General features: G+C 41.6%; 20 protein-coding genes. 13 read left to right on the top strand and 7 right to left on the bottom strand.

Annotation, left to right across the window (positions count from 1 at the left end; genetic code table 11):
• Positions 1-204: 204 nt before the first annotated feature.
• Positions 205-2,250 carry an HDIG domain-containing metalloprotein gene (locus tag AACZ11_RS02900; RefSeq protein WP_290629265.1) on the bottom strand — a complete coding sequence of 682 codons (2,046 nt, stop codon included), beginning with the start codon at positions 2,248-2,250 and terminating at the stop codon, positions 205-207.
• Between the two features lie 160 nt (positions 2,251-2,410).
• On the opposite strand from AACZ11_RS02900, the gene AACZ11_RS02895 reads away from it, so the two are divergent.
• Both AACZ11_RS02895 and AACZ11_RS02890 read left to right on the top strand, forming a co-directional pair.
• Positions 2,411-3,589: an acetyl-CoA C-acyltransferase gene (locus AACZ11_RS02895; protein ID WP_290629263.1), complete on the top strand. Its 1,179-nt coding sequence runs from the start codon at positions 2,411-2,413 to the stop codon at positions 3,587-3,589.
• A gap of 25 nt (positions 3,590-3,614) precedes the next feature.
• A complete protein-coding gene (locus AACZ11_RS02890; RefSeq protein ID WP_290629261.1) occupies positions 3,615-4,364 on the top strand; it encodes a C40 family peptidase in 750 nt (249 codons plus the stop codon).
• 49 nt (positions 4,365-4,413) lie between these two features.
• Here the strand turns inward: AACZ11_RS02890 and AACZ11_RS02885 are convergent, their stop codons facing one another.
• Positions 4,414-5,679, bottom strand: a complete 1,266-nt coding sequence (locus AACZ11_RS02885; RefSeq protein ID WP_290629259.1) for a tetratricopeptide repeat protein — start codon at positions 5,677-5,679, stop codon at positions 4,414-4,416.
• 17 nt (positions 5,680-5,696) lie between these two features.
• On the bottom strand, positions 5,697-8,219 hold the full coding sequence (gene gyrA, locus AACZ11_RS02880; protein ID WP_290629257.1) for a DNA gyrase subunit A: 2,523 nt from the start codon (positions 8,217-8,219) through the stop codon (positions 5,697-5,699).
• Between the two features lie 263 nt (positions 8,220-8,482).
• On the opposite strand from gyrA, the gene AACZ11_RS02875 reads away from it, so the two are divergent.
• Complete coding sequence (locus tag AACZ11_RS02875; protein ID WP_339831401.1) at positions 8,483-11,035, top strand: ATP-dependent Clp protease ATP-binding subunit; 2,553 nt, start codon at positions 8,483-8,485, stop codon at positions 11,033-11,035.
• Between the two features lie 142 nt (positions 11,036-11,177).
• Here AACZ11_RS02875 and AACZ11_RS02870 read toward each other — a convergent pair whose 3' ends face one another.
• Entirely contained in the window at positions 11,178-12,053 is an 876-nt protein-coding gene (locus AACZ11_RS02870) for a T9SS type A sorting domain-containing protein (protein ID WP_290629253.1), read from the bottom strand.
• 95 nt (positions 12,054-12,148) lie between these two features.
• Here AACZ11_RS02870 and AACZ11_RS02865 point away from each other — a divergent pair, with 95 nt between their 5' ends.
• Entirely contained in the window at positions 12,149-12,952 is an 804-nt protein-coding gene (locus tag AACZ11_RS02865) for a class I SAM-dependent methyltransferase (protein WP_290629251.1), read from the top strand.
• Between the two features lie 46 nt (positions 12,953-12,998).
• The gene (locus AACZ11_RS02860) at positions 12,999-13,376 is read left to right on the top strand and encodes a hypothetical protein (RefSeq protein ID WP_290629249.1); all 378 of its coding nucleotides are present in this window, start codon (positions 12,999-13,001) and stop codon (positions 13,374-13,376) included.
• 3 nt (positions 13,377-13,379) lie between these two features.
• On the opposite strand, the gene hutH is transcribed toward AACZ11_RS02860, so the two are convergent.
• Positions 13,380-14,891, bottom strand: a complete 1,512-nt coding sequence (gene hutH / locus AACZ11_RS02855; RefSeq protein WP_290629247.1) for a histidine ammonia-lyase — start codon at positions 14,889-14,891, stop codon at positions 13,380-13,382.
• Between the two features lie 107 nt (positions 14,892-14,998).
• Here hutH and AACZ11_RS02850 point away from each other — a divergent pair, with 107 nt between their 5' ends.
• Positions 14,999-16,369, top strand: a complete 1,371-nt coding sequence (locus tag AACZ11_RS02850) for a TlpA disulfide reductase family protein (protein ID WP_290629245.1) — start codon at positions 14,999-15,001, stop codon at positions 16,367-16,369.
• 9 nt (positions 16,370-16,378) lie between these two features.
• Here the strand turns inward: AACZ11_RS02850 and AACZ11_RS02845 are convergent, their stop codons facing one another.
• On the bottom strand, positions 16,379-17,914 hold the full coding sequence (locus AACZ11_RS02845) for an NAD(P)H-hydrate dehydratase (RefSeq protein ID WP_290629243.1): 1,536 nt from the start codon (positions 17,912-17,914) through the stop codon (positions 16,379-16,381).
• Positions 17,915-18,048: 134 nt separating this feature from the next.
• Here AACZ11_RS02845 and gcvT point away from each other — a divergent pair, with 134 nt between their 5' ends.
• From gcvT to AACZ11_RS02810, 7 genes are read left to right on the top strand one after another with little or no spacing between them, the layout of a single operon-like run.
• Positions 18,049-19,131, top strand: a complete 1,083-nt coding sequence (gene gcvT, locus AACZ11_RS02840) for a glycine cleavage system aminomethyltransferase GcvT (RefSeq protein WP_290629241.1) — start codon at positions 18,049-18,051, stop codon at positions 19,129-19,131.
• A 1-nt stretch (position 19,132) separates the two neighbouring features.
• Entirely contained in the window at positions 19,133-20,047 is a 915-nt protein-coding gene (locus AACZ11_RS02835) for a glutaminase (protein WP_290629239.1), read from the top strand.
• Between the two features lie 24 nt (positions 20,048-20,071).
• Complete coding sequence (locus tag AACZ11_RS02830; RefSeq protein ID WP_290629237.1) at positions 20,072-20,929, top strand: sugar nucleotide-binding protein; 858 nt, start codon at positions 20,072-20,074, stop codon at positions 20,927-20,929.
• Positions 20,930-20,935: 6 nt separating this feature from the next.
• Positions 20,936-21,217 carry a 4a-hydroxytetrahydrobiopterin dehydratase gene (locus AACZ11_RS02825; RefSeq protein ID WP_290629235.1) on the top strand — a complete coding sequence of 94 codons (282 nt, stop codon included), beginning with the start codon at positions 20,936-20,938 and terminating at the stop codon, positions 21,215-21,217.
• A 37-nt stretch (positions 21,218-21,254) separates the two neighbouring features.
• Complete coding sequence (locus tag AACZ11_RS02820) at positions 21,255-23,312, top strand: S41 family peptidase (protein ID WP_290629233.1); 2,058 nt, start codon at positions 21,255-21,257, stop codon at positions 23,310-23,312.
• 1 nt (position 23,313) lies between these two features.
• A complete protein-coding gene (locus tag AACZ11_RS02815) occupies positions 23,314-24,348 on the top strand; it encodes a hypothetical protein (RefSeq protein ID WP_290629231.1) in 1,035 nt (344 codons plus the stop codon).
• 43 nt (positions 24,349-24,391) lie between these two features.
• Positions 24,392-25,114, top strand: a complete 723-nt coding sequence (locus AACZ11_RS02810; RefSeq protein WP_290629229.1) for a YebC/PmpR family DNA-binding transcriptional regulator — start codon at positions 24,392-24,394, stop codon at positions 25,112-25,114.
• 50 nt (positions 25,115-25,164) lie between these two features.
• Here AACZ11_RS02810 and AACZ11_RS02805 read toward each other — a convergent pair whose 3' ends face one another.
• Positions 25,165-26,193 (bottom strand): hypothetical protein, encoded by a 1,029-nt coding sequence (locus AACZ11_RS02805; protein ID WP_290629227.1) that lies wholly within the window; start codon positions 26,191-26,193, stop codon positions 25,165-25,167.
• Positions 26,194-26,359: the final 166 nt, after the last annotated feature.

The raw sequence follows: 26,359 nt of genomic DNA, 5'->3' as shown, positions 1-26,359 counted from the left end.
TACAATATTCCCAACCTCCTTTTGTACTTAATGTTACTTTTACATAGGTGAAGCAAGCTGGGGTTATCACTAATATTAGTTTTTTTATAGCTTCTGCTGTTAGAACATCTATACCTAAATCTTAATTACATCAGATTACTTTTGTAATTTTCTTAGCCTACAAAATTGAGGAGTAAAGCACCGACTTTGGGGAGTCGGTGCTTTTTATTCCGGATATTCTACTCGCAGGTGGTAGATATTGTTGAGTTTCTTCTTAAGTACCTTTTTAATGCTCTGAATTTCTTTAAACGTGACATTTGCATTCAAGAACTGACCTTGTTCCATTTGCACATCGATGATCTTCTCTACAAAAGCATCGATCTTCGTGGAAGTAGGATCCTTTAAACTTTTGCTGGCCGCTTCCACACTATCTGCCATCATTAGAATGGCGGTCTCTTTGCTAAATGGGATAGGACCGGGATAGCGAAAATCTTCAGGGTCGGCAGCACCGCTTATTTCTTTTTCTTTTTTGTAGAAGTAATAGACCAAACTGGTTCCATGGTGTGTCCGAATAAAATCGATCACACGGTCCGGCAGATTATTTTTGCGTGCGATCTCTATCCCGTTGATCACATGGGCAATAATGATCTTGGCACTTTCCTTGGGCGCGAGCTCGGTATGGGTATTGAAAGAATTCACCTGATTTTCGGTGAAATTGGTGGGATTGATCATTTTCCCTATATCGTGGTACAACGCTCCTACACGCACCAGCATAGCATTCGCACCCACTTCATTGGCAGCTGCTTCAGCTAAGTTAGCTACATTCAGTGAATGGTGGAAAGTTCCCGGGGCCTTATTGGACAGCTCTTTTAATAGTTTAGAATTTGTATCGCTCAATTCCAGCAGGGAAACATCAGAAACCAATCCAAAAACCTTTTCATATAAATAGATCAAGGGGTGGGCAAACAAGGTCGCAAGTCCACAAAGAACAAAGTAGCCAAATGTTTCCCAGTTGATAAGCTGAACGTTCCCCTCTTGTATTAAGAAGAACGCAAAGTAACCCACAATATAAATAAAGGTGATCTGCCCTACGGAAATGAACAGATTGGCACGTTTGTATAATTCAGAAACCGTGAGAATGGTTACAATACCGGCAATAATTTGAAGGAACATGTATTCAAAACTGTTGGGTACCACAAAACCAAGCAATAGAATGGTCAGTACATGTACAAACAACCCCAGACGCGGATCGAAAAAAGCTTTAATGACAAGCGGTAAAATACAAAGAGGCACCACATATACATAGGCGGCATCGATCTTCACAACAATAGTCGTTAAAAAGACCATAAGCACCACATTAAAGAAAATGAATGTGACTTTGGTATTGTTGTGAAAAATAGCAGGGCGATATTTGTTAAGGAATAAATACAGCATCAGAAATACTAACGATACCAACAACGAGTACCCTACAAGAAGCCAAACATAATTAGATTTGCTCCACACTTGCGATTGGTATTCGAGCTTCAAACTGTTGAGTATTTGATACTTATCACCCTCCACTACTTCACCTTTCGCTATGATCCTCCCCCCCTTCTCAATGATGCCACGATTGGGATTGATCGCTTTGATGTCTGATTCAATGGCCGCTTCGGTGAGCTTCGTATTAAAACTAACATTGGGCGCCACTGCTCTTGCCAATAGCTTTTGAAGTAGTTCTTCGGTATCTTGAGCCTTGGCGTCGATTACCGAAGTACGAACAATCTTATCGAGGTCGTCTAACTTGTATACTTGCGCGTAGGTGATCTCTTCTACTTCACTTCCTTTTGTTAAATAAATTAATTTTTCTTCGGAATAGGGATGAATCTCGTTGGTGATCCCTTTTTCGTAAAGTTCTGAAATAATATTTCTTCCCAGTCGAAGCGTCCTACTTTTGGAGGTTGTGTAAACACTGTCTACAAAGGTCTGTTCAAAAAGATCATTAAACCGAAGCATCGCCTCATTAGCTGCATCGGGATCGTATTCAAAATAGGGTGTTGCATTTACCCGAATATCCTCTTTTTCCTTTTCCAGCGTAGTCACATCCTTCTTAATGGTAAAACTGAAAGGCGCATACAAGTTCTCATATTGCCAAGGTTTTCCTTTTTGAAAATTATATTTGAACTGTCCACCCTTTGGAAGTAAATAGATAACAAGGATCGTTGCGATAATAAACAAGAATCCTTTGTAGATATAGGACTGATTTTTTGTAAGGAAAGAAAACAGCTTGTTCATAGAAGTCGATCTAGGAGTAAAGGTATAAATATAGAGTGATTAATCCCATACCTGCCCTTGGGAAAGATTGATAAATTAGTTTTAAATATGTAAATTTGCACTTCCTCTTCTGAAGGTATAAACACTTCAGAAAATTCAATGTTAAATAAAAAAAGATCCAATGAGTAAAGAAGTTGTAATTGTTGCTGCGGCACGAACCCCAATAGGAAGTTTTATGGGAAGTCTATCATCATTAACGGCTACCCAATTGGGTGCTGCAGCTATTAAAGGTGCACTGCACAAGATACAGTTAGATCCCTCATTGGTTCAGGAAGTATATATGGGTAATGTGGTACAGGCAGGTGTGGGTCAGGCTCCTGCCAGACAAGCAGCTTTAGGAGCGGGTATCCCCGATACCGTGCCCTGTACTACTGTAAATAAGGTATGTGCTTCGGGCATGAAAGCAGTGATGAACGCAGCACAGGCTATCGCTTTGGGCGATGCCGATATCATTGTTGCCGGGGGCATGGAGAGCATGAGCAATATTCCGCACTACGTGCACATGCGTAATGGAGTGAAGTTTGGACCGGCCTCTCTTGTCGATGGCATGCAAAAAGACGGTCTGGTGGATGCCTACGATCAAAACGCTATGGGTGTATGTGCCGATCTGTGTGCAATTGAACACAATTTTTCCAGAGAAGACCAAGATGCTTTTGCTATTGAATCCTATAACCGATCTGCTAAGGCATGGAAAGAAGGGAAGTTCAAGGAAGAGGTCGTCCCTGTGGAAGTGCCACAACGCAGAGGTGAGCCGGTAATTGTTTCGGAAGATGAAGAGTACAAAAATGTACACATGGACAAGATCCCCACCCTACGGCCTGCGTTCTCAAAAGATGGTACAGTAACGGCTGCTAATGCTTCCACAATAAACGATGGTGCAGGTGCCATGATCCTTATGAGTGCCGAAAAGGCTAAGGAGTTAGGACTTACTGCCTTAGCTACAATTAAGAGTTATGCCGATGCCGCTCAAGAACCAAAATGGTTTACTACGGCACCTTCTAAAGCTTTGCCTAAGGCACTTGCTAAAGCAGGAATTACTAAAGATGATGTCGATTTTTTCGAATTTAATGAAGCGTTTGCCGTTGTGGGGTTGGCGAATATGAAACTCTTAGGACTTAACGATGGTAATGTCAATGTAAACGGCGGCGCAGTGTCTTTAGGACATCCGCTAGGTTGCAGCGGGGTTCGAATCCTTATCACTTTGCTAAACGTCTTGATCCAAAACAATGGGAAAATTGGCGCGGCTGCGATCTGTAATGGAGGTGGTGGCGCATCGGCGATGGTGATTGAAAGAAACTAAGCTGTTCGTTGGGTAACCAGACACGATGAAATACGGCATTTGTAATTTAAGTATTGTTCCGCTACGGTTAGAACCCTCAGACCGAAGTGAGATGGTGAGCCAAGTATTGTATGGTGAATCGTTCAAAATTCTGGAACAACGAAAAAAATGGAGTAGAATTCGCCTTGATTTTGATCGCTACGAAGGTTGGATCGACAATAAGCAATTCATCGAAATTACCGAGGAAGCCGGTAAAAAGCTAAACGAAGAACCGGCTTTATATTCTTCCGATCTTGTGGATTTTATCATTGCTTCGGAAGGGCAACTTCTTTCTATTTGTATGGGGAGTACGATAAGTGCTGCGCCAATTCTTAAACATGCGTTTGAGGGCAAAACCATTTCAGAAAAACTTCCTAAAGAACATCTGCTTGATACCGCACTTCTCTATGTAAATGCACCGTATCTGTGGGGAGGCAAAACTCCGTTTGGAATTGATTGCAGCGGATTTACCCAAATGGTGTACAAAATAAATGGTTATCGAATTTTAAGGGATGCGAGTCAACAGGCGACCCAAGGAGAAGCGCTTAGCTTCATCGAGGAAAGTGAACCCGGGGATCTTGCATTTTTTGATAATGCCGAAGGTGTTATCACGCATGTAGGTATTATTATGAAGGATAATCATATTATCCATGCGCATGGTAAGGTACGTATAGATAGGCTGGATCACACCGGTATCTTTAACTACGAGCGACGGTGTCACACGCATAAATTACGTGTTATCAAACGTATTATATAAAAAAGCCTCCACTTAGGAGGCTTCTTTGATTTATTATGTTTGAATGAGTCTACTGCCCTTCCAATTCCTGAACTTTAGCTTTCATAGCACTTGCTTTGGCTTCCTGCCCCAGCTGACTGTAAATGTTCATAAGTGTTCTTGCGTATTCAACATTATCCGGGCGCGCTTGGAAGGCAGCCTCCAAATAAGGAACAGAACTTTCCTGAATCTTTGTCAACTCTATCTTTAATGCGTCATATTTCTTAAAATCTTCGCGTGATGTACCCAAGGCGTTCATTTCTTCTACAATAGGTGTTTGCTTATCCAAAATAAGAGAAGCCATGTTGATGTTTGCAGAGGCATATCCGGGGTCTCTTTTTAATGCTTCCCTGTAATATTCCATTGCTTTTTCAACATTTCCATTCTCGGCACTCGCCACGCCTAAATTAAAATAGAGTTCAGGATTCTCGGGATCTTTAGCGATCAATTCACTAATCAACTTATTGTAGGTTTCCTTATCGCCCATTTCATAATAAAGATCTGCTTCCGTTCGAAGCAATATCATATCGTCTGGGTTTTTAGCACGAAGTCCTTTCAAGAGGTCTAACGCCTTTTCAGTTTTACCTTGTTGAATGTAAATCTGTGTCAAGTTGCGTACAATGTCCTCTTGCTGGTTTTCACTTACCTTGGTTCGCGGGTTGGTATGAGTGCCAGCCTTTAACATCAAATCCCTTTGGCTAACAGAACCAAACGCTTCTTCTTCTCCGGTCTCCTTATTAGTGGCTACCAATTGAGATTGTATCCCGGTATACCCAATATCTAAAAGTTGATTATAGAATTTGACGGCCATATCATAATCCTGTCCGTTCTTGGCACTAATGGCTGCATTGGCCAAAAAGATGGTATCCGACTTGCTTAACGCATATGCCTTTTCGTACTTCTCTGCGGCCATTTTGAAATTCTTCGAATTGAAGTCATTCATCGCACTGTTCTCCATCTTTTCGCGAAGCTTTAGAAAGGTTTGAGCGTAGGCATCATCGTTCTCAATACTAGGGTCCGCTGCTTTTGCCTTCTCTAGGTCTTCACCTGCTTTTGCATATTGCGAAAAATCGGCACCGGGCTTTCCAAGCATAACGCCCGCTCTAATTAAATAAAAATCTGCCTTCTCATCGTCATCTGCGCTTCCAAGCATAGGCTCAGCTTGGGAAAGATAGGTCATTGCTTCATTGTAATCACCGGATTGTAATGCTTTGTCGGCTTTTTTTATCTCTTTTTTTTGAGCAAAAGCACCCATAGCAACTAAAAGGGCACCAGCCATTAAAACTGTATTTTTCATTTTGTTACGTTTCATTTTTATTCGTTGTTTTCGGTTTGCGTGTCGTTTATATCAAGAGTAATGCCATCTTCCGGTACATCGCCATTTTCATCCACATCATCTTCATCATGAACTACTTTGGCCACTGCGGCAATCGCATCATCTTCCCTAACTTTTATGAGTCGAACCCCTTGTGTAGCACGTCCCATAACGCGAAGATCTTCTACTGCCATACGAATGGCAATTCCGGATTTATTGATGATCATTAAATCATCATTATCACTTACATTCTTGATAGCTACTAATTTACCGGTTTTTTCGGTAACATTAATGGTTTTAACACCTTTTCCGCCACGGTTCGTGATCCTGTAGTCTTCAATGCTCGATCGTTTCCCGTACCCATTCTCAGCAACTACCAATATATCGGATTCCTCATTCTCAACCGCGATCATTCCAATCACTTCATCGTTTTTATTGGCTAGTGTGATGCCACGAACTCCCGATGCATTTCGGCCCATAGGGCGTGTCTTTTCTTCCTCGAATCGAATGGCTTTACCGGAGCGAACAGCAAGCATCACTTGGCTATCGCCCGTTGTTAATTTGGCTTCTAACAACTCATCCCCTTCTTTAATGGTGATGGCGTTTATTCCATTGGTTCTAGGACGCGAATATTGCTCTAAAGGGGTTTTCTTAACTTGTCCCTTTTTTGTCGCCATGATCACATAATGATTATTGATATAGGCTTCATCTTTAAGATCTTGTGTACAAATAAAGGCTTTCACTTTATCATCAGGCTCAATATTCACCAAATTTTGAATAGCACGTCCCTTGGAAGTGCGACTCCCTTCGGGTATTTCGAACACGCGCATCCAGAAACATTTTCCTTTTTGAGTAAAGAATAGCATATACTGGTGGTTCGTTCCTACAAAAAGATGCTCTAAAAAGTCTTCATTTCGCGTGGCTGAAGCTTTTTGCCCTACCCCACCCCGGTTCTGCGTCTTGTATTCAGTAAGGGATGTACGCTTAATGTATCCGGCATGTGAAATGGTGATCACTACCTTTTCGTCGGCGATAAGATCGGTGATACTCACATCACCCCCGGCATATTCGATCACCGAACGACGCTCGTCTCCGTACTTGGATTTAATCTCGAGCAACTCTTCTTTGATGATCTCCATGCGACGCTCCTTTTTGGCAAGAATGTCTTTGTAGTCTTCGATGGTCTTCATCAATTCTTCGTATTCACTTCGAAGTTTGTCCTGTTCAAGACCTGTTAATTGACGCAGACGCATTTCTACAATGGCCTTGGCTTGTATTTCTGAAAGCTCGAATGTTTTCATTAATACTTCCCTAGCCTCATCGGCATTAGCAGAAGCACGAATCAATCGTATTACTTCATCAATATTATCTGAAGCAATAATAAGACCCTCCAAGATGTGCGCACGTTCTTCAGCTTTGCGCAACAGGTATTCCGTACGACGTACAACCACCTCATGGCGATGCTCCACAAAATAATGGATCAGCTCTTTTAGGTTGAGCATTTGTGGACGCCCATTTACCAGTGCAATATTATTGACACTAAAGCTTGACTGAAGCGCCGTGTACTTATACAACATGTTCAGTACAATATTGGGAATGGCATCTCTTTTCAGGATGTAGACAATGCGCATCCCTTTTCGATCGGATTCGTCCCGAATGTTAGTGATCCCTTCGATCTTTTTCTCATTTACCAGATCGGCCGTTTTCTTGATCATATCGGCCTTGTTCACTTGATAAGGAATTTCAGAAACGATAATACATTCGCGTCCGTTCACTTCTTCGAACGATGCTTTCCCACGCATTACCACGCGTCCTCTCCCGGTATGAAAGGCTTCTTTAACTCCTTCATATCCATAGATCACACCGCCAGTTGGGAAATCGGGAGCTTTTATATGCTGCATCAATCCGTCTATGGTAATATCGTTGTTCTCAATAAAGGCGACTGTTCCGTCCACTACCTCGGTAAGGTTGTGCGGCGGCATATTGGTAGCCATACCTACGGCGATTCCGGAAGCCCCGTTAATGAGCAGACCAGGCACGCGTGTAGGCAGTACTGTAGGCTCATATAGTGTATCGTCGAAATTCAGCTGATGATCTACCGTTTCTTTATCGATATCTGCCAACATGTCTTCGGAAATTTTTTGCATGCGGGCTTCGGTGTATCGCATCGCCGCAGGGCTGTCACCGTCTATGGAACCAAAGTTTCCTTGTCCGTCCACCAACATATACCGCAGACTCCATTCTTGTGCCATTCGCACCATAGCATCGTATACGGAAGTATCGCCATGCGGGTGATACTTACCAAGAACCTCTCCAACGATCCTCGCCGATTTTTTGTGAGCTCCGGTCGCTCTAACACCCAGTTCGTGCATTCCATACAGCACACGTCTGTGAACAGGTTTCATACCATCCCTAACATCAGGAAGTGCTCGTGACACAATGACCGACATTGAATAATCAATGTAAGCCGACTTCATTTCATCTTCAATGTTAATTGGGATCAATTTTTCGCCTTCAGCCATAAAATTTTACTTTAATATTTAGTCGTTAAACGTAAGGAGCAAGATACATTATTTTGCATGTTTTTACAGGGGATCCGGGCCTTAATATTCACGTTTTTATTAACAAATTTTAACACGAAAACCGTTAATAACTATACCGCTTTGCGCTTTGATTTTAGTAAGTTTTTTTGTCCTTTTACTACAGTACTTTCAAATGGGGTATGGTTTTTGTCCCTTTTAATAGGAAATTTAGTATTTTTAAAGGCATTAGAGGATATAGATTTATGGATGATAATTTTTCCCCAAGAGTAAAAGACGTAATTGCATACAGCAAAGAAGAAGCTTTGCGTTTAGGTCACGATTTTATAGGCACCGAACATTTAATGCTCGGCCTGCTTCGTGATGGTAACGGCAAGGCGGTAACAATATTAAACGCATTGGATGTGGATCTTAATCACCTTCGACGCAAGGTGGAGATACTAAGTCCCGCTAACCCCAACATCGGGGCCAGTGAAAACGATAAAAAAAACCTCCATTTAACCCGTCAGGCAGAACGCGCCCTTAAAACAACTTTTTTAGAGGCAAAACTTTTTCAGAGTTCATCGATCAATACAGCGCATCTGCTGTTGTGTATCCTTCGGAATGAGAACGATCCCACAACCAAATTGCTCAACAAGATGAAAGTGGACTACGACGGTGTTAAGGATCAATTCAAACTTATGATCGCAAACGACGAAGACTATATAGACAGCCCTACTTCAGAATCATTTCCAAATGATGATGACACCCCTCAAGAAGATGCTTCAAAAGAGAATTTATTTTCAGGAAGCAGTACCAAGGGAACCAAGAAGTCTAAAACACCTGTTTTAGATAACTTCGGAAGGGATCTCACATCCATGGCCGAAGACGGTAAATTAGACCCTGTAGTGGGACGCGAAAGCGAAATACAGCGTGTTTCACAGATATTGAGTAGAAGAAAAAAGAACAATCCGTTGCTTATTGGAGAACCCGGCGTGGGAAAATCTGCCATTGCCGAAGGCTTAGCACTTAGAATCGTACAACGAAAGGTTTCTCGTATCCTATACGATAAACGCGTGGTAACGTTAGACCTGGCCAGCTTGGTCGCAGGAACAAAATATCGCGGACAGTTCGAAGAACGTATGAAGGCAGTGATGAACGAATTAGAGAAGAATGACGACATTATCCTCTTCATCGATGAGATCCATACCATTGTTGGCGCAGGAGGCGCTACGGGCTCCCTGGATGCATCTAACATGTTCAAGCCAGCGCTTGCACGCGGTGAGATTCAATGTATTGGTGCTACTACCTTGGACGAATACAGACAATATATCGAAAAGGATGGCGCCTTAGAAAGGCGTTTCCAGAAGGTATTGGTAGAACCTACTACCGTGGCCGAGACCATTGAGATCCTTCACAACATTAGAGATAAATACGAATCGCATCACAATGTTCAGTATACCGAGGATGCACTGGAAGCCTGCGTGAAATTGACAAATCGATACATGACAGAGCGTTTCCTTCCGGACAAGGCTATCGATGCTATGGATGAAGCGGGTTCTCGCGTACACATCACTAATATCAATGTACCGGAGAAGATCTTAACCATCGAGGCAAAATTGGAAGAGGTTCGTGAATTGAAGAATTCCGTAGTGAAGAAACAAAAATACGAGGAGGCTGCGAAATTACGGGACGATGAGAAAAACCTTGAAAAAGAGCTTGCAACCGAGCAGGAAAAATGGGAAAACGATTCAAAACTGCATCGAGAAACCGTGACCGAGGAAAATGTAGCGGAAGTTGTCTCAATGATGACCGGGGTTCCGGTGAATCGTATCGCACAAACGGAAAGTACAAAATTATCGAAATTACCGGACCGCATTAAAGGAAAAGTCATTGGACAAGATGAGGCGGTTGCCAAAGTGGTAAAAGCTATTCAGCGAAATCGCGCCGGATTAAAAGATCCCAATAAGCCTATTGGTTCCTTTATTTTCCTGGGGCAAACCGGTGTGGGTAAAACCCAGTTGGCCAAAGTATTGGCACGTGAGCTTTTTGATTCTGAAAATGCGCTGGTACGCGTAGATATGAGTGAATACATGGAAAAGTTTGCGGTGTCACGACTTATTGGTGCACCTCCGGGCTATGTGGGTTATGAAGAGGGCGGACAATTGACCGAAAAGATTCGCCGGAAGCCCTATGCTGTAATTTTACTGGATGAGATCGAAAAAGCCCACCCGGATGTTTTCAATATGTTACTTCAAGTATTGGACGACGGACAGTTGACCGATAGTTTGGGACGAAAAATCGACTTTAAGAATACCATCATTATCATGACATCGAATATTGGTGCCAGAAAATTAAAAGATTTTGGCCAAGGCGTTGGATTTGGTACTGCGGCAAAAGAGAGTCAGGCAGATGCTAATTCAAAAAGCATTATCGAGAATGCGTTGAAGAAAGCATTTGCTCCTGAATTCTTGAACCGGGTAGACGATGTTATGGTCTTTAATCCGTTAGATCGTGACGATATCCATAAGATCATCGACATTGAACTCGACAAACTTTTTGATCGTATCAAGGATCTGGGGTACGACCTTACCCTTACCGAGAAGGCTAAGGACTATATTGCAGACAAAGGCTTCGATAAAGATTATGGCGCCAGACCTTTGAAGCGGGCCATTCAAAAATATATTGAAGATGCCTTAGCGGAAGAGATCATCAATTCCAATTTGCAAGAAGGTGACGGTATCACTATGGATCTTGATGAAAAGACCAATGAGCTTACTATAAAGATCAAAAAGCAGAAAAAAAAGACTGAATCTTAACAACAGTCTGATAAAATAGGAAACCACCTGCATTCTTGGAATCGGGTGGTTTTTGTTTTTTTATAAGAGCGAACTCAGATTCCATTCGTGTGAATCTTACTAATATCACAGGCATGGCACCGGCTGAATGGATACGATTTGGTCAATTGAGGATTACCTTGAAGGTGCGTTTTTCTGTTTCGGTCGAAACTATAAATAGATAGAATCCTTCAGCATAGTGACTCACATCTATTTGTATTCTTTCCTTATTGCTGCTGAAAATACTGTCTATTCGTTGGCCACTAAGATCAAATACATCGATGCGAACGACCGATCTGGCATTCGCTACGATGCAAGCTCCTTCCGAAGTAATAAATTTTAATGAATCCAATAAGGATACCTCAGGAACTGAAAGTACCGGGGAGCAGCCTGAGATGGAATCTAAATTGGCGTAAAACAATTCAGAATTTTTAAAAAAGCAACTCAAATGCCCCACGCCATTAACGTTGGGATCACCGCCGGGTGCATTGATTAGTGATAATGAACCCACTCCTTCTATCCAAACGGCATTGTTTGAACTTGTTGGGTTGGTTGGGGCGGGGGAAAAATAATAATGACGATAATTGTTTCCGTCAATGAGCGGTTTCCATCGAACCGAATCGAGTATAAACGCTCCGCCATCCTGTGGGAACGGACTTATAGGATTCATCATATTAAAAGAATCTCCTTCATTCAATCCAAAATCATATAATAAATATTCATCAATCCGATTCAAACTAAGCTTTGCCAAATAAATTTTCTTAGTGGATAGCTCCTCCCTCAATAGAAAAGTACGTGAGATATAATGAAATCCATCGAGAATCTTATAGGATTTCCCTTCCACAATGGTATCACCATCTGTATAATAGGTATCGGTAAGACAACCATTGAAGCAATTGGTGACTTGCCATTCGTTGATATTATTCAGTAAAGGAGTATACGACTGGCAAAAGATGGTTGAACAAAACAGGCAAAATGAAATAAAGTAATAGATCTTCATGCGAACACTATATTTGGTTCTCTAAAACTAGCTATTTAATGTTTTTTAATAAAATATAAATCTATATTTTGCACCCGCTACTAGAGATTACTTTAATGAATAAACAAAAACTCTCCAATACCTTAAGAAAATTAGGTTTTTTACATCTAGCAGATAAAGCACGGTTTTATCAACAACTACTAAAGAATAAGAAAAAGAATGATCGCTTCTTGAAAAATCACCCCAATGTTAAACTTCCACCCGACTATCTCATTTACGAATCCCATGAGATGAATTATGAGAAATATTACATGGGGGGAAAAAAGACTGCGGAATGGTTGGTGAATCATTTGAAACGACACACCGATCTTAAGAACAAGAAAATTTTAGATTGGGGCTGTGGACCTGCAAGAATTATTAGACATCTGCCAACCATTCTTCCAAGCGATTGTTCGTTCTATGGAAGTGACTACAACCCGCTTTCCATAGCATGGAACGCTAAAAATCTTCCGAAAATTGATTTTAACCTGAACACATTAGAAGCACAACTCCCCTATCCGAACGCACATATGGATGTGATCTACAGCCTATCGGTCTTTACTCATCTGTCTGAAAGGTTGCACTTTGAATGGTTTGCCGAGCTTTATAGGGTGCTGCGACCCGGAGGTATCATGTTCATTACCACGTCGGGAAATAATTATGTGCCACTTTTAACGGAAAACGAACGTGAAATTTACGATCAAGGAGCTCTAGTGGCACGTGGACAAGTAAAAGAAGGACATAGGATCTATACGACCTTCCACCCGCAGGAATTCATGAAAAAGTTATTCTCGAACGTAACAATTTTAGAGCATATTGAAACCCCTCCTCAAGCGGGTTGGATCCCTCAAGACATTTGGATTGTACGGAAACCGCTTTAGAGTTCTTTGTGAATTTTGTAACTTGAAAGTCTCAAATCCAACCAAATTGAACGTTACTACATTACAATACGTCTTCGGGACCGTAGAGATCTATGAGAACTATCTCGTTACCATCATGCATGAGGGTATTACTGTACTTCCCGAATACAACAAAGACCTTCTTGAAATATCTAACACCTATTTTAAGAACAGGCCTTTTGGATACATCTCCTATCGAAAGAACTCCTATGCCGTAGATCCTCGTGTCTATATTGAAACTTCCAAGATCGACAATCTCAAGGCATTTGCTGTTGTGAGTACCCAAGAGATCAATATTTCCAATGTCGAGATCGAAAAGATATTTCTCAAGAAGCCTTTTCATCTATTTGATGCACTTTCTGAAGCAAAAGCATGGGTTGATGAGATTGTGATCGAAGCCAGTTAAATCTTATTCAAACAAGATCTCATTATCAATAGAAAAACTTTGAATGAACGCTATGGCCGCATGGATATCATCTGCCAAAAGGCGATCTTCTGCCACAAAAGAAACCGTTTCCCGAAACGACTGCAGGAAGGATTCTAAAAATGGCGATGTCTTTTTTGGCCTTCTAAATTCCATAGCCTGTGACGCATTTAGTAGTTCTATTGCCAAAACAGTCTCTAGGTTCTCAACAATACGCAAACATTTCGTAGCTGCATTGGCCCCCATACTTACATGGTCTTCCTGTCCGTTGGAGGAGACGATCGAGTCTACAGAGGCAGGTGTAGCCAGTTGTTTATTCTGACTTACTATACTTGCAGCGGTATATTGCGGGATCATAAAACCACTGTTCAATCCGGGGTTATTCACTAAAAAAGCAGGCAATTCCCGCAATCCGGAAACGAGTTGATAGGTTCTTCTTTCGGAGATATTGGCTAATTCGGCCATGGCGATTGACAAGTAATCCAATCCCAAGGCCAAGGGCTGTCCGTGAAAATTTCCGCCGGAAATGATCTTGTCTTCTGCCACAAAGATATTGGGATTGTCTGTTACTGAATTGATCTCGGTCTTAAAAGATTTGGTGACAAACACGATGGTATCCTTACTAGCTCCATGTACTTGCGGGATGCAACGAAACGAATAAGGATCCTGTACGTTCTTCTTTTCCGAAAGGCCTAATTCACTTCCTTCCAGAAATTCCACAATACGCTCGGCAGTTTTAACTTGCCCGCGATGCGGCCGTACCAAATGTACCAGCGGGTCGAATGGACTCATATTACAATCGAATGCGTCCACAGACAACGCACTAATCACATCGCTTAGATACGATAGTTTATGAGATTGCAATAAAGTATAGACACCGTATGCACTCATAAATTGCGTACCATTTAATAGGGCCAACCCTTCTTTTGCTTCGAGAGTGATCGGTTGCCAATTGTATTTTTTGAGCACTTTTGCAGTGCGCATGCGTTTCTCGCCTACAAAGACTTCGCCTTTGCCCAAAAGTGGAAGCGACAAATGCGCTAAGGGAGCCAAATCTCCTGAAGCACCCAAGCTGCCTTGTGTATACACCACCGGAAGCAGGTCGTTATTATAAAAGTCAATGAGCCTTTCTACTGTTTGTAATTGCACACCACTGTAACCATAGCTAAGCGATTGAATCTTCAAAAGCAACATCAATTTTACAATAGGTCTGGGAACATAGTCTCCCGTTCCGCATGCATGGGACATCACCAGGTTTTCTTGTAATTTTGAGAGATTGTCGTTAGCGATCTTCACATTGCAAAGCGAGCCAAATCCGGTATTAATGCCGTAGATGGGTCGCTCATTGTTCTCCATCTTTCCATCGAGATAGGCTTTGGACTTTTTTATGTTGAATGCCGCTTCTTCAGATAATTCCAATAGTTTATTAGACTCAATGATCTCTTTTACAGTGGGCAGATCCAATATCTCGGAACTGATATAATGGGTTTCTTGCATCGATTGGGTTGTTTGTTCTGCAAAAATACCAATTTATAGCAAAGGTTTTGTAATTTTAGCCAACTCATTGCCTTCTGAAGCTATAAATGTACAAACTGTAAACACCTATGAAAAAATTAGTATTCCTTGTCGTTGCACTCACAATAATTTCATGTAAGAAAGACGATAAAAACATTGATTATGTGCTCCTTTCCGGTACTGTTGAAAATTCTGAAGAAAGTTCCGCCATGATTCGGGGATACGATTTGAAGGAAGAAATTCCCATTTCAGCCAACGGTACATTGAGCGATACACTCTATTTGGATACCAACGGTTTTTACGAACTTTATATTGGACGGGAACGAACACTTACCTATCTCGAAAAGGGAAAAACACTTACTTTTTCCGTTGATATAACGCAATTTGATGAGAGCATTTCATACTCCGGGGATCTTGCAGCCGAAAATAATTATTTAGCTGAAAAATACTTGCTTTCAGAAAAAGAGAAGCCGTATCAGGAAGTATTTGCCATGTCAGAAAAGGATTTTGTTGCCGAAGCAAACAGCATCCATTCTCGGTACGAAGATCTTTTAAACAACACCGAAGGTCTTTCAGAAGCGTTTAAAGCGCTAGAGGCCAAGGAACTGGATTACGAACATATCATGAACTTAGAGAATTTTCAAGAATACCACCGCTATTTTACCGGGGATAGAACTTTCAAAGTATCAGATCGCTACTATGAACCCATGAAAGATATCGATTATGCAGATACAACGGCCTTTCGTCAATCCATTGCCTATCAACGCATGCTTGATACGCACTTTAACAGACTCATCAATGAATCTGATAATGATGATCCCGATTTTGATCCTACAATGGCCTATTTAACCAAAGTAGATGAATCGTTACCCGATGGATATGCAAAAGATCAATTATTATACGGTTTCCTAGAGTTTGGTATGCGTCCGGATGTATCTTTAGATGACGTTTATCAAATCTATAAGAGTAGTTCCCCCGATCCTGAGAATTTGGAAAAGTTGACGGCACGGTACAACAAATTACGCCCCTTGCTACCCGGTAACGACTCCCCAACCTTTACGTATGAGAATCATAAGGGCGGTACTACGAGTCTGTCTGATTTGGAGGGACGATATGTGTATATCGATGTTTGGGCAACCTGGTGCGGTCCCTGTATACGAGAGATCCCGGCTTTAAAAGCTGTAGAGGAAGATTTTCAAGATGAGAATGTGGCTTTTGTAAGTATTTCCATCGATGAGAAAAAAGATTATGATACTTGGAAGGCCATGGTCACCGAAAAGGATTTGGGAGGCATTCAGTTAATGGCCGACAATAATTGGAAGTCAGATTTCGTAGAGAATTACGGTATCCTCGGTATACCGCGATTTATTTTGATCGACCCCCAAGGAAAGATAGTATCGGCAGATGCACCGCGTCCTTCAGACCCTAAGCTTCGGGAAATGTTACAGGAACTATTATAAACATTTAGATTATGCCTGTTCTGTTTCGGGAGGTTCTTGTTCAAAAAGAGACAGATAGGCATTACCTATTTTTTCAATGATATCTCCGGCAATCACTGCTTCATAACCCAGCTCTTGTGAAGCTATGTTTCCGGCACTCCCGTGCAAGTAGACCGCAAATACTGTGGCTAATAATGGATCATAACCTTGTGATAGTAGACCAGTGATCATACCGGAAAGGACATCACCGCTGCCGGCGGTTGCCATACCCGGATTTCCCGTTGTATTGATATATAATTTTTCCTCAAAAACTACAATGGAGTTTGCCCCTTTTATAAGCAAGACAAGGTCATATTCTTTTGCGAAAGCTTTCGCCTTGTCCAGTTTGTCATAATCTGAACTCCACGATCCTATTAATCGCTCAAGCTCTCCGGGATGCGGCGTCAAGATCGAATGCTTTGGAATATGATCAAGGATCTCCTTGTGAGAGGACAGAATATTAAGCGCATCTGCATCGAGGAGTACAGGCACTTCGGTCTTCATTAGAAACGTTTTGAAAGCTGATACAGTTTCTTCCTGAACACCAATTCCCATCCCTATCCCAATAGCCGATGGTTGAAAGTTATAATCGATCGCAGTAAGGAACTCTTCATGTTCGTCTGTAAGTACCATGGCCTCGGGAATGGCTGTTTGTAGAATGCTATATCCGCATTTCGCCGTAAATGTGGTTGCCATTCCTGCACCGGTACGTAACGCGGCTTTAGTAGCCAGAACGGCAGCTCCCATCTTGCCGTAGCTGCCTGCCACAACGAGTGCATGACCGTACGTTCCTTTGTGATCGTATTTTTGTCGTTGTTTATAAAATAATTGCGCTTCCTGTTTTCCAATAAGCTGGGCCAAGGGTTCAGCACTACTCAAAAATTCTGCATCCAAACCAATATCTATGGCTTCATAAAAAGGAACATAGATTCCGGTATCAGGAAGAAAAAAGGATAATTTGGGCACTTGAAATGTAAGCGTGTGATTCGCCTTTAAGACAGCATCGGGATCACTCACAGGCTTTTCAGCAAATAATCCACTGGGGATGTCTATAGACAGCTTAAATGCTTTGTTGGCGTTAAGGTATTGTATGAGTTTTTTTACCCAACCATCGGGACATCGGTTTAAACCTATCCCAAAAATGGCATCGATAATAATATCCTGCGGAGCGATGGCAGGAAAATCGTCTTCAGATTTCATTAATTTAGGCCAATTTTTGGTCACATTCTTTACACGATCGTAGTTTATTAAAAATTCCTTGGAACGTTTGTCGCTGCAGTTGACCACGTACAGATTGACATTGTAACCGTGCTCAATGAGTAACCGCCCTACCACCAGACCGTCACCACCGTTATTACCAATACCGCAAAAGATATGTATGGGAACCTGAGCTCCTTGCATGCGCTGGTGCAACCAATTAAAGATCTGTGTTCCTGCCCGTTCCATGAGATCTACGGAAGTGATCCCCTCTTTCTCGGTGGTTATCTTATCGGCATGATATAATTGTTCTGATGAAAATATTTTCATTGCTACGTTCCTTCTTTACGCTTAACTAGCAGTTGTTATTGTAATCTGCAAGTTACTACCCCTGTTGAAAACAATCAAGCAAATCTTTCGTTACCTTTTACAGATAACGTTACATTTGCGAAAAATTTTCACACATGAAGCAGACTGCTCTTTCTCAAGTTCACGAACAATTAGGTGCCAAGATGGTACCCTTTGCCGGTTACAATATGCCCGTTTCCTACGAGGGAGTGGTGGCAGAACATGAAACGGTTCGTAAGGGTGTAGGTGTCTTTGATGTTTCTCACATGGGAGAATTTTTGATCACCGGTCCCAAAGCCTTAGAACTCATTCAACATGTTACCAGTAACGATGCTTCTAAATTGGTGGATGGTCAAGCGCAGTACAGCTGCTTACCTAATGCCTCAGGTGGAATAGTAGACGACCTTATCGTATACCGCCTTGATGCTGAAAAATGGTTATTGGTCGTGAATGCATCCAATATCGATAAAGATTGGGATTGGATATCAAAGCACAATACCATGGGAGCCGAAATGCGAAATCTTTCAGAAGATTTTTCCTTGTTGGCCATTCAAGGTCCAAAGGCGGTTGAAGCGATGCAGTCCTTAACCAGTGTGGATCTTTCAGAAATTAAATTCTATACGTTCAAAGTGGCAGACTTTGCCGGAATTGAACATGTTATAATTAGTGCGACCGGATATACCGGAAGCGGCGGTTTCGAGATCTATTGTAAGAACAGCGAAGTTGCGCAAGTGTGGGACAAAGTAATGGAAGCCGGTGCTAAATTTGGGATAAAACCCATTGGTTTGGCAGCACGTGACACCTTGCGGTTGGAAATGGGTTATTGTCTCTACGGAAATGATATTGATGATACCACCTCTCCTATCGAAGCGGGCTTGGGTTGGATTACAAAGTTTACGAAAGACTTTGTGAACTCTGAAGCTTTAAAGCAACAAAAAGAAGAAGGAGTAAAAAGAAAACTGATTGGGTTTCAACTTAACGAACGCGGCATTCCAAGACAAGGGTACGAAATTGTTTCAAAAGACGGGAGAGTCATCGGAAATGTGACCAGCGGAACGATGGCACCTTCACTAAACCAAGGAATCGGTATGGGCTATGTTCCTACCGAACTTAGCGCACCCGGAACTGAGATCCTTATTCAAATTCGAAAGAATACGGTGCCGGCTACCGTGGTAAAGTTACCGTTCTACAAAGGTTAATATGATCGATTATCAACAGGTATTAGAAGACATTCACACAGAACTCTTGGGTATTGAGGATACGGGAAAAGTGGCTTCTTACATTCCTGAGTTGGCTTCTGTTTCCCAAGATAACTTCGGAATATATCTAAATCGGATCAAGGGTGATAATTATTGTGTAGGAGACTGGGACACGCGCTTCTCTGTTCAAAGTATTTCGAAGGTACTCTCCTTGGCCAAAGCATTATCAGAGGTAGGAACTTCCATATGGAACAGAATGGATGTAGAGCCCTCCGGTGATCCCTTCAATCACTTGTCGCTATTGGAGATGGAAGAAGGAATTCCCAGAAATCCGTTGATCAATGCCGGGGCTATTGTTGTTGCCGATATCCTAATCTCTGAATTATCTGATCCTAAAAAAGACTTTTTGACCTATGTTCGCGGGTTGGCAAATGATGAGACTATTATTTATAATGAACGGGTTGCTGCTTCCGAAAAAGCGACCGGATTTAAGAACTATGCCACGGCTTACTTGCTAAAATCCTTTGGCAATTTAAACAATCCCGTGGACGAAGTGCTTGATTTCTATTTCCATCAATGTGCGCTGGAGATGAACTGCGAACAATTATCCAACGCCTTCTATTTATTTGCCAATCGCGGAAAATGTATGCGCAATGTTCCGCATCTTACATTAACACAAGTAAAGCGTATCAATGCGATCATGCTCACCTGTGGATTCTACGACGAAGCAGGAGAATTTGCTTTCGAGGTGGGATTGCCTGGAAAAAGTGGTGTAGGCGGTGGTATTGTCGCGTTACTGCCCAATGAATATATTCTGGCAACGTGGGCACCCGGCTTGAACCCAAAAGGAAATTCCTATCTTGGCATGCAGGCACTTGAAAGATTCACCACAAAAACCGGCGCGTCTATTTTTTAGAACGTCATTTTCCGAAGTAAGTACATGAAACAAATTCCTCAAAATAGAATTCTTATCATCGGCGCCAGCGGTTTTATTGGTCATGCGCTCTATAAGGAACTTCAGTCCTATTTTGATGTCTATGGCACATATTGCAGAGATAATGAGGATCTTAAAGACAACAAGGTATTCTATCGATTTGACGTCACCAAACACACCATTTTAGAGGTCCTTGCTGAAGTACGCCCCTGTGTAATCATTTCTTCGATTAAAGGAGATTTTGCGTCTCAAAGAACCATGCACCAAACCTTGGCGAATTATGTTCTGACCAATGAAGGAACGCGGTTGTTATTTTTATCTTCTGCCGCCGTATTTGACGGAAAGTTTACATATCCTTCGTACGAGAAAGATCTTCCCATAGCCGAAAGTGATTATGGGAAACACAAACTTTCCATAGAAAAGATCATCCGGGAATTGCCCATTGAGACCTATGCAATCCTGAGACTGCCAACCGTGTTGGGCGTGAACTCCCCTGCTATTTTTCAGCTAAAGCAAACCATCAAGCATCACGCTTCTTTCGAAGTCTTTCCTAACCTTATAATAACGGTTACAACTGCCAATAAGATCGCCCAACAAATTCACTACATCATTAATCAAAGACGCACAGGTATCTTTCATTTGGCTAGCAATGATATGGTGCACCATGAAGATTTGTTTCGGGAACTTACCGACAAATTAAGCAATAAATTGCCTATCTTTAAGCGTGTCTTCAGCAGAAATGAGGAAAGCTACCTTGCTATTCTTCCGAAGGAGAACATATTACCTAAGCAATATCGTATTACGGTAGCAGAGGTTATTGAAGACAGTACGCTTAAAGAAGAGATAAGTACCCTAAAATATTAATGTATTATGAAAGCATTGAGCGAAAAAGAAATTAATGATAAATTGGAGCAGTTTGAAGGTTGGGATTACAGCGAGAATGCAATCCATACCACCATTGAGTTTCGCGATTTTAAAGATGCCTTTTCGGTGATGACCCGTATTGCTTTTGAAGCCGAAAAAATGCAGCATCATCCGGATTGGTCTAATACCTACAACACATTGAACATCAGTCTCTCTACGCACGATGCAGGCGGTGTGACCGAAAAAGATTTTAAACTGGCTAAGATTATTGACGACTTAGTAAGCTAAAATTTTGTACTTTTTTAACCGAATCAGGCAGTCATTCATGATCACACGTTTTTGTTTCGGTATTGCGTTTTTCTCTATTATAACCATTTTCGCTCAGGATGCTTCCCTTTTCTGCGAACAGACACAAGCATTGAAACAGCTCATTGAAAAAGAGCATGTTCGTCCGAAGCCACTGGATGACAGTCTCTCAAAAGGCATTTACGATCAATTTCTCGATCAGTTAGATCCAAACAAACGATTTTTTACTACGGAAGACGTCACTGTCTTCGAAACAGACATGCTTCAGATTGACGATTACCTGCGTGCAGGTAGCTGTGGTTTTATTTCAAAATACAGCCAAAAGTTAACAGAACGTATTGAATTTGCAAAGCACAGTCTGCTGTCGTTAAAGGACCAAGTTCTTGATTATAGTGGTACAGATACGCTTGTGTTTACACCCGGGAATACATTTAAGTATGTGACGACCGAGGCTGAGATGGCCAAGTATTGGAACAAGAAGGTGCGTTACGGGGTTCTCATGCGCCTTATTGAAGAAGATTCAAGTGTTGCTTCCATACAACAAAACTTTAAGAAACGGGAGGCATTAGCAAAACCCTTGGTAATCCAAAGCGAAGTCTGTATTTTGGATGAGTTGCTTCATCAAAACGGGGGTATTGAACGTTTTGTACATGAGGCATTTTTAAATGCTTATGCCAGTTATATGGACCCCAATACCCTTTTTTTCAATGACACCGAAAAGAGTGTATTCGAATCGGCTTTATCTAAGAACTCGCTTTCTTTCGGTTTTATGACATCCAAGAACGACAGTGGTGAGATCGTTATCGAATACATTACGCCCGGAAGCAGCGCCCATCGCCATGAGGATTTTGAAGAGGGGGACATTATTAAAGCCTTGAAGTCCGGTAAAGATACTATGGAGCTTGTATGTGTTTCAAACGAAGATATTCAAGCTTTTACACAAGATGAAGCGCATCATACGATTGAATTCAGACTTAAAAAACAGGATGGTTCCATAAAAACGGTAACGCTTAGCAAGGCAGCGATCAAAGTTGAAGAGAACACAGTTCTAGGTTATGTGCTAGGGACAGACACCAAAATTGGTTATATCAATATACCCAGTTTCTATACCGATTTTGAGTCGTGGGACGGATTGGGCCTTGCCAATGATCTTGCCAAGGAACTGTATAAACTGGAACAGGAAAATATCGCTGCTTTAATTATAGATTTGCGATTTAATGGCGGCGGCTCCATGAAAGAAGCAACTGATTTAAGCGGAATGTTTGTGGACCGAGGCCCATTGTCTATTATAAAGTATAAGGATGGTGAAACTTCAACATTAAAGGATGCTAAACGCGGCATGCTGTTCACTAAACCTCTATTGTTACTGGTGAATGGATTCAGTGCTTCTGCTTCCGAATTCTTTGCCGGAGCCATGCAGGATTACAACAGAGCGATCATTGTGGGAACACCAACCTATGGAAAATCAAGTGCTCAAACCATACTTCCGCTTAGCAACGAAAAATCATTAGGGTATTGTAAGATCACTGTAGATCAATTCTATCGTGTAACTGGAAAGAGTTTACAATCGGAAGGTGTCATTCCCGATATTCAACTGCCGGATATGTACGACCGGATTCCAAATGGTGAAAAACATTTAAAATTCGCGCTGGATATAGATTCGGTGCCTGTGAGTCTAAAGCACACAGCGCTTGAGCCTTTAGCTTTAGGACAGATTAAGGAACGGAGTGCCAAGAGGATAACCGCCAGTACCGGATTTCAAAACATTCGAAAGTTCAATGAACTGCTCGTAAACAACTACATACAAAAGAACACGACCTATTCATTAACCCTTGAGAACGTCTACAACGATTATACAGGATCTTTAAACCTGTGGAAAGATTATGCTAACGAGCTGGAAAATTATACTGCCTCGATGTTAGTTTCGAATACTACGGCTACCAACGAGTTGCTTGCTTATAGTTCTGAGGAAAAGGAAGCAAATACATTGATTTTAAAGGAAATCACTTCAGACCTACAGATTGAAGAAGCATATATTATTTTGAGCGAATACCTTTTAGCAATAAATACACATTAATATGAAACAGAAACTACTTTTTATTTCCTTGTTAGCTATCGGGTTCTCCCCTTTGCTTCATGCACAACAATTTAAGAATGCGCTCGATTACTTAGAGTTTATTTCAAGCGAACAGGAGATCATTACTAAGAATATGTGGAAATACACCAAGGCCATTGCACACAGTAAAAATGAACGCAGTGTTGACGGTTCCAGAAATTCCTTAATTAAGTCTATCGAACGTGCGATTTCAAAAATTGAGCGCGCCGAAGGATTTGACGGCGATACCTATAAGAATCAAGTGCTCGAAAATCTAAGATTGAATGAAAGCCTAATGAAACAGGATTATGAAAAGATCATCGACATGAAGGCAGTCGCAGAACAGTCGTACGATCAAATGGAAGCTTATATACTAGCACGCGAACTTGCCGATAAAAAAATGGCAGAAGCACAGCAGGAATATGAAACACATTTCTATGCGTATGCGGCGAAGCACAACATCGATATTATTGAGAATGAATCGGACTTAGGAAAGAAGATGGCTATCTCTTCTGAAGTATTCAAGCATTATAATGATATGTACTTGCGATTCTTTAAAGTGAATATCAATGATGTGTATCTTTGGGAAGCTATCGAGAAAGGAGACGTAGGCGCTATTCAGCAAAATGGGAACGCTTTGCAACAAGTGGCAGCGGAAGGTTTAAAAATGTTGAAAGACGCTACACTTTATAAAAACGATCCTTCTTTGGTTGAAGCAACACAAACCGCTTTCAATTTTTTTATTGAAGAAAGTCAAACCAGCATCCCTGAAGTAGTTGCATTTCTACTGCTCAACGATGAGGTGGAATCCATTAAAACCACCCTCGAAAAAACTCCGGAGCGTAAGCGTACCAAGGAACAGATAGATGGCTATAATCGAAAGGTAAAAGAAATCAATAAAGCAATTGGCAACTACAATAAGTTGATGGCTGCTCTCAATAAGGACCGTCAACAAATAATTAATAATTTGAATCTAGCCAATGAAAAGTTTTTAGCCAAACATATTCCCAAGGACTAACGGATTTTATAAATTTGCCAAAACTTTCAACTAAATAGTTACTATGGGAAGAGCGTTCGAATTTCGAAAAGCACGTAAAATGAAGCGGTGGTCCGCAATGTCTAAAGCCTTTACGCGTATTGGAAAGGACATCGTGATGGCGGTAAAAGAAGGTGGACCCGACCCCGATGCAAATTCCCGTTTGCGTGCCGTAATTCAAAATGCCAAGGCTGTCAATATGCCTAAGGACAATATTGAACGTGCCATTAAACGTGCCAGCGATAAAAATCAAGGTAATTATAAAGAGGTATTGTTTGAGGGATATGCACCCCATGGTATCGCTGTACTTATTGAAACCGCTACCGATAATAATACGCGTACCGTAGCCAACGTTCGTTCCTATTTCAATAAATCTGACGGAAGCCTTGGAACATCCGGATCGGTGGTTTTCATGTTCGATCATACTTGCAATTTTCGCATTCAAGGCGAAGGTATGGATTTGGAGGAATTGGAATTGGAATTGATCGATCACGGTGTGGAGGAAATCTTTGAGGATGAGGACGGTGTGTTGATCTATGCCCCGTTTGAAAGCTTTGGAGCTATACAGGCCTATTTAGAGGAAAATAATATTGAGATTCTTAGTTCCGGATTTGAACGAATTCCGCAGGTCACTAAGAAACTTTCAGAAAGCGAAGCGGCAGACGTCGAAAAATTACTTGAAAAATTAGAGGAGGACGATGATGTCCAAAACGTGTATCACACCATGGAAGAATCTGCGGAAGAATAAAAAAAGCCATCTTAAAAAGATGGCTTTTTAATTTTGAGCATGGCATGCGTTTACTCTTTATAAAAAGATAGTGAAGACGCTCCGGACAATAATACATTCATTGTCGGTGCAATGTTTCCGCCGGTATTTATATTCTGAAAAGCCAATACTCTACCCCCGCTGTTCGCTCGTTCCGCAATAAATACGGTATTGGTTTCTTGATCGAACGCTGCTGCTACAGGATTCCCTAAGAACGTGCTGCTTCCGGCTACTCGTACTTGATTACCTGCTACCGCCATCGTGCCACCATTGGCAACGGCGTTGAATTTGCTTTGAAAATCAGTTATCACATGAAATCCTCCATCTGCATCCAAAGCGGCATCACCGATATCGGTTAGGATCATTGTAGAGCCGTCAAATGCAATTCCGTGGGTTCGCGTAATGCCTTCAATCGTAATACGTTTATTGGCAGCTACCGTGGCATCTGTGGTATTGGTTGCCGTAAAATTGGTAAATACGGCAATGTCTGAAGTCTTGTCCACGACCACAAACAAGTCGTTACCTACAAATTCAATTCCCCATACTGCAAAATCTACAGTTACTGTATTACGCAAAGTGAATCCGTTAGCATCTCTAACGTATATAAAAAAACGACCATCGGCTGTATTAGGATCACCGTCAACATCGGCATTGTCTGAAACAACATAGAAGTTACCGTTTACGGCAACATCTCTAGGACTTTCCAGATCGGCCGAACTTGATATGTCGGCATTGATCGTGATCCCATCTTCGGCAACAGAGATATTTGCATAAGAATTTAATCGTAAAAATGATCTTGAAGCTTGGGTTACGGCATCCGTTGATCCGTCATAGTGGATACCTTCCGAGTCAAGAGATAAGGTTAGGAAGGTCTTTGAGGTGACTGCACCGGGATCGCTTACATCATACTTAGTTACGTTTCCGTTGGAATTATTGGAAGCGTACAATTCTCTGCGCGAATCGGCAGTTGTATCATCATTTCCTGTGTCATCGTCGCTGCTACATGCGGTTGTTATTAAGCCCGCGAAAAGCAGTAGTGTTAAAATTTTGTGCATTTTCATAGTGTTACTTTTTAGGTTTGTGACTAAATAACTAGAAAATGAATCAATACGTATTTTTCTGCGCTAAGATTAACGAGATTTTAACCTGCGCTCATTGATAGTCAATTTGTTAGTTCGTAGCTATAAATAACGCTTTAACAAAGAATTAAACTAACATTGTGTTAAG

The organism is uncultured Altibacter sp. (assembly GCF_963972995.1).
Classification (GTDB): domain Bacteria; phylum Bacteroidota; class Bacteroidia; order Flavobacteriales; family Flavobacteriaceae; genus Altibacter.
Note: the sequence above shows the minus strand (reverse complement) of the source record. Positions and strands in the feature narration are given on the sequence as shown.